The organism is Streptomyces sp. HSW2009 (genome assembly GCF_040240285.1).
Taxonomy (GTDB): Bacteria; Actinomycetota; Actinomycetes; order Streptomycetales; family Streptomycetaceae; genus Streptomyces.
The window spans coordinates 1-2,291 of record NZ_JBEHZD010000849.1; the positions used below are offsets into that span (position 1 = coordinate 1).

Annotated in this window: 2 protein-coding genes; both read right to left on the reverse strand. The window is 76.6% G+C overall.

What is annotated here, in order from left to right:
* Window positions 1-1,028: sensor histidine kinase (locus AAHZ94_RS32860; RefSeq protein ID WP_349997365.1), on the reverse strand; the 1,028-nt coding region annotated here is incomplete at its 3' end.
* Window positions 1,029-1,294: 266 nt separating this feature from the next.
* A complete protein-coding gene (locus tag AAHZ94_RS32865; RefSeq protein ID WP_349997366.1) occupies window positions 1,295-2,140 on the reverse strand; it encodes an HAD family hydrolase in 846 nt (281 codons plus the stop codon).
* Window positions 2,141-2,291 lie beyond the last annotated feature (151 nt).

Sequence of the window (2,291 nt, forward strand, 5' to 3'; positions counted from 1 at the left end):
GGATACCCGGGTGGCGCGGCGCGCCCCCGCGGGCGCACCGCCGTCGGCGGCGTCGCCGGGGCGCGGGTGAGGGCGATGTGCACCCGTCGCGCGCCGGAGTGCTTCACCGCGTTGGTGACGGCCTCACAGACGATGAAGTACGCGACGGCACGGACCGCGGTCGCGGGCTCGGCCGGCAGCCCGTAGTCGAGGCGCACGGGCAGGCCGGAACGCTCGGCGACGGTCTCCAGGGCGGCCCGCAGACCCGCCTCGTCCAGCACCGTGGGGTACACCCGCCAGGCCACCTCGCGCAGTTCGTCCAGGGCCTGCCGGCTCTCCTCGTGGGCCTGGGCGAGCAGGGCGTGGGTGCGCTCGGGGTCCTGGCCTCGGCGGGCCCGCCCGAGCAACATGCCGAGCGCCACCAGCCGCTGTTGCACCCCGTCGTGCAGGTCGCGCTCGATGCGGCGACGCTCGTCGTGCACGGCGGCCACCACCCCGGCCCGGCTGGCGGCCAGTTCCGCAATCCGCCGGTGCAGGGCGTCCTGCGGGTGGACGCCGAGGAAGTACCAGGCCAGCCGCTGCTCCAGGGCGACGACGCCGAACAGGCTCTGGGCGGCGAGGAAGAGCAGGAACAGCCCGCCGATCGCGGAGGAGATCTGGGCCACCCGGTTGTGGTCCTCGAACATGAACCAGCCCCAGACCAGCAGCGATCCGTACCCGGCACCGACCAGCACGGAGAACACCACGAGACAGCCGAGCAGCCCCAGCAGCCAGCGCACGGCCAGATAGCCGAGCGCCCTGCTGCCGCCGAAGTCGGAGCCGATCTCGACATCGAGGAAGTACGCGAGGCGCCGCCGCTCCCACTGCACCAGCCGGCGCGCCCCGCGCTCCACGACGCGCAGCAGCGCCTGCCGGGCCCGCGGCCAGACGAACACGCACAGCAGCGCGAGGCCGCCCAGCGCGGCGTAGCCGAGGCCGAGCAGGGCCGTGCAGCCACCGACGGCAAGCCCGACCGACACCCGCAGCCCCTGCCCCACCCATCTCCGCATGCCTCGAACGCTAATCGCCCCCATCCCCCGGCGCACTGAGGATTTCCGCAGGTCGAGACTGTGGCGAACGTCAGGTACGGGCCGACGCGGGGCGCTGGGAGGGGACGGCTGGGGTGGCCGCGGCCGGCCCGTGGCCCGGGTGGCCGGTGTGAGCGGTGCGGCGGGGCCGGCCGCCGGCGAGCTCCGGCGCGACGCGCCCACCCCGCCCGCACGACGGTGCACCCCGTGCACCCCGTACGACGCGTACGACGCGTACGACCGGCCCGCTACGCGTCAGCCACCCCATCCCCCACCCTGCCCGCGGCCCCCGTCCCCACCGCGTCCACCGCCTTGCGGAACTGTCGGACGATCTCCTCACCGGCGGCCACCCCGCGCTGGGCGAGGGCGCTCACGTGCGGGGCCGACCACTGCGCGGCGGCCAACTCGCCGTGCCCCGGGCGCCAGCCCTGGTCCGCGGCGAGCAGCAGGTCCGCGTCGAGCAGTGCGTCGCCGGCGCTGAAGACCCGCGGGGCGTCGGTGCGGCGCGCCACCTCGGCGACGGCCGCGCTCTTGGTCAACGGGCGCGGCACCACGTACAGCTTGCGGCCCTGCAAGGAGACGCCCCAGCCGCGCTGGTCGGCCCAGTCCGTCAGTTCCTGCACCCACTCAAGCGGCAGCAGCGACCGCTCCACCACCAGATAGGCGAACAGGTCCTCGGCGACCCGCTCCTTGAGCAGCCACGCCGGGTCGGCGGTGGCCACCAGATGGGCCCTGACCTCGGCCAGCCCGGCGGATGCCGCGCCCAGCGCCCGGCTGACGGTGCGCTGCCAGTCGGGGTCGGTGCGGCCGTCCACGAGCAGGTGGCCGCCGTTGGCGCAGACCGCGTACCGCGGCGGCGGGCCCGGCAGGTGGATGCGCCCGAACTGCTCCCGGGTGCGGGTGGTGGCGGGCACGAAGTCGGCGACCGTGGCCAGTTCGGCCAGCAGCCCGGCCGCGGTCTCGGTGAGGTACGAGAGCGGCTTGCCCTGGTAGACCTCCACGCACAGCAGCCGCGGCGCCTGCGCGTCGGGCACCTCAAGGTCGAGCGCGGCGGCCGAGTAGATCAGCGTCCGGTCCAGGTCGCTGGCGACCAGCGGCCGGCCGGCCCCGGTCCCGGTCCCGGTCCCGGCGCTGGTGACGGTCGCGGTGGGGGGGCGCCCCCCCCCCGGGGGGCGGGGCCCGGGGGCCCCCCCCGGGGGGGCCGGCGGCCGGGGGGGGGGGGGGGGGGGGGGGCCCCCCCCCGCG